Annotated in this window: 2 protein-coding genes and 1 pseudogene; 1 reads left to right on the forward strand and 2 read right to left on the reverse strand. The window is 73.1% G+C overall.

Annotation, left to right across the window (positions count from 1 at the left end):
• Positions 1 to 118 precede the first annotated feature (118 nt).
• Complete coding sequence (locus D7X12_RS44835) at positions 119 to 838, forward strand: hypothetical protein (protein WP_244225076.1); 720 nt, start codon at positions 119 to 121, stop codon at positions 836 to 838.
• Between the two features lie 63 nt (positions 839 to 901).
• Here the strand turns inward: D7X12_RS44835 and D7X12_RS44840 are convergent.
• Together D7X12_RS44840 and D7X12_RS40585 are read right to left on the reverse strand one after the other, a co-directional pair.
• Positions 902 to 1,345 (reverse strand): annotated as a pseudogene (locus D7X12_RS44840) (thermonuclease family protein); the annotation flags it as partial.
• On the reverse strand, positions 1,342 to 3,019 hold a 1,678-nt coding region (locus D7X12_RS40585), incomplete at its 5' end, for a lamin tail domain-containing protein (RefSeq protein WP_341868273.1). The pseudogene D7X12_RS44840 and the gene D7X12_RS40585, both read right to left, overlap by 4 nt.

Here is a 3,019-nt window from a genome sequence, read left to right on the forward strand (position 1 = left end):
CCTCTGGGATGGGACCCGGGGGGGTGGCAGGCGGCCATGGAAGGCCTGCGCGCGCCGCTGGGTCCTGCCGGGGACATGGGCGAGACTGGTTGGGCACACGCTGGAGAGGAATCGGATCATGGCATTCGCGGAGCGAAGGACAGACAAGCCGGTGGATCCGCTGGAGTCCCTGGGTCGGGGTCACGTGCGCAGCGTCTGGGAGGTGATGGAGGCGATGAGCATCCTCATGACCCGACGCAACGAGGGTCTGCCCCTGAACCTGCCGCAGGTGACGCTGTTCCTGCGCAGCGGACGCGAGGTGACGGGCATCCTGCGCGAGTACGGCGAGTTCCGTCAGGGGCGCGGGGTGCTCCTGAACACGTCGGGCAGGCCCGGTTCGCGCACGGGCAGCGCGGACGTGACGTTCGTGCCGGACGGGGTCATCGAGGCGCTCACGCTGCACGACGTGACCGTGCTGGACACGCCGGCCAGCTCGATGCCCGAGTCCTCGGCCCTGCACCTGCGGCGGCACCTGCCCGCGATGGCCGACAAGGTGTCCACCGCCTGGGGCATGTCGGTGACGGCGGAGTTCGGCCCGGGCACGGACCTGGAGCAGGCCAGCACCGTGCAGGCCCTGGCCTGGCTCATCGAGCGCACGGGAGAGGTCGTCAGCGGGCTCGCGGCGTCCGACATCGGCCCGGTGCTCCGGGAGAAGGGGCTCAAGCTGCGGCTGTCCGTGAGCGACACCTTCCAGGTGAGGTTCAAGGACGACACGCTGGACCTCATCACGTCGCGCCACCCGGCCGCGTGGCCCCTGGGCCGGGAGCTGAAGCTGGCGGTAGGGGACGCGCTGCCGTAGCGCGGACGGCGCCGGGCGCCGGCCTTTGGAGCACGGCGCCGGGCAGCGACCCCACAGCCCACGGCGGGCCCTCCGGGCCTCGACCTCCAGGGCTTCGAACTCGCCGCGCCGGGAGCCACCAGCCGGCGAGACGAACAGCGTGCACGCATACCCACGCTCCACGAGCAGCGCATTCACGTCGTGGCCCTCCACGGACACATAGGCGAGCCGCCGTCCGAAGCGGTCCGTGCACGCCTCCCCGTCCCGCAGCCGCACCGTGCGGCCCTCCACGAGCGAGCGGTTGAACGTCGCCGCCTCCTCGCCGAAGCAGTCGTGGTGGCCGCGCGTCGTCTCCGGCGCATCGGCGAGCAGGTAGCGGATGCGCTCGCCGTCCTGGAGCACCACCGTGTCCCCGTCGATGACCTGGGTCACCACGCCCGTGCGCGGTCCGCACGCCCCCTCCTCCTCGCCTCCGCAGGCGAAGAGGACCGACAGCAACACCACGCACCCCACGCCCCGCGTCCTCATGGCGCGCACGTCCGGTTCTCGCGGCCCGGGGTGCCCCGGTCTCCCGCGCCGTACCTCACCCCGACAGGCGTGGGGCAGAAGGCACCGGCCGCATCGTTGCCGGCCGCGTCCCGGATGCGTGCATCGAGCTGTGAGGACACGCCCGGGGTCGCGGCGCTCGTGAAGGACACCGCGTCCAGCACGGTGCCCTGCACCGACAGCTTCAGGAGGTGCGCCCCCGCGCCATTGCCCAGGCTGGAACCGAACGTGCCGAGCACCCCGGGCAGCCCGCCGTTGAGCGAAGCCTCCGCGTCGCGGGCGAGGACGGCATGGCCGCCCGCCTTCACGGACAGGCACAGCGCCGAATCCAGCACGGTGCCGCCCGCTTCGTTGGACAGCGTCACCCCGTTGAGGTCCACCTCGCGCAGCGCGAGCACCTCCACCCATTCCCCTGTCGCATCCGGAGCGGCGGACGGATCCGCCATGAATTCGGTGAGGACCAGCGAGCCCGCGGAGGGGACGCGGAGCGCGCGTGGCAGCCCCGTCGTCCGGTCGATGCATCCCGCCGGGGCCACGCCCGCGTCCGCTCCGGAGCACACGCGGTTGAGCCGCCCCGGCGTGCCGAGGTTGCCCTGGTCGCCATAGGGCTCCGTGGCCGCGCACCACGCGGTCACCCCGTCGTTGCCCGTCGCCCCGGCGGTGAGCGGCGCGGAGACCTGGGTGGCCACGCCGTCCTGGGCCGGGCCATAGAGCGCGCTGTCAATGAGCACGCCTCCCGAGCGCACGGTGACGACGCCGCCCGCGTTGCGCAGGTCCACCGCGAAGGTGGCGAGGGGCGCTGGAAGCCCGCTGTTCAACTCGGGCTCCACCCGACGCGCCAGCAGCGCGGACTCGCCCGCGGCGAGCGACAGGCAGCGCTCCGACTCCAGGCGCGTGCCTGACGTGTCCGTCCCCACCGTCAGGCCATTGAGGTCCACGGGCACGGTGGCCCGCACCTCCAGCCACTCGCCCACCGTGTCGTCACCTCGCGGGTTCGCCATCACCTCGGTGATGACGAGCTCGCCCGGGCGCGGAGCCCGGATGTCCCGGGGCGCCACCGCTCCGGGTGGCAGACAGGTTCCCGCGCGGCCCCCGTCCGCGAGCGCCGTTCCCCCGTCAGCCAGGTCGGGGCACGGCACGTTCGCGGCGCCCGGACTGCCACGCGCGCCTCCCGGCACCGTCTCCGGCGCATCACACCAGCGCGACAGCGCATCGCGGATCCGCGCCGCGCCTGACTTCACGGGCGCGGTGAGCACCACCGAATCGAGCCGCCGCGTCCCGCACCGGAGGCCCACGAGCCCCCCGCTGTTTCCCAGCGCCCCGAGCGCATCGCCATAGGTCTGGTCCACGTGCTCGGGCAGGGGCCCGTCACGCACGTCCCCCAGCACGACGAAGGTCCCCGCATCGACCGGCAATGTCGTGGTCAGCGTATAGGCCCGCTCCTGCGCCCCCTCCTCGCGGGCGGTGAAGAGCGTCACGCCCAGCAGGTCCACGGTCTCCCGCGTGGGGTTGTGGACCTCCACGTACTCCTTCCCGGTGTCCGCGCCCGCAGGGTCGTTGAGGTACTCGGTGATGACGAGGTCCCCCGGCAGCAAGGCCTCACAGGCCTGCGCCTCCTCTTCCCACTCCGGCAACCCGCACGCCCCCAGCCACCCC

This window comes from Corallococcus sicarius, from assembly GCF_003611735.1.
GTDB lineage: Bacteria > Myxococcota > Myxococcia > Myxococcales > Myxococcaceae > Corallococcus > Corallococcus sicarius.

Coding starts and splice junctions, on each gene's coding strand:
- D7X12_RS44835 (WP_244225076.1), top strand. CDS start 119: ATGGCATTCGCGGAGCGAAGGACAGACAAGCCGGTGGATCCGCTGGAG.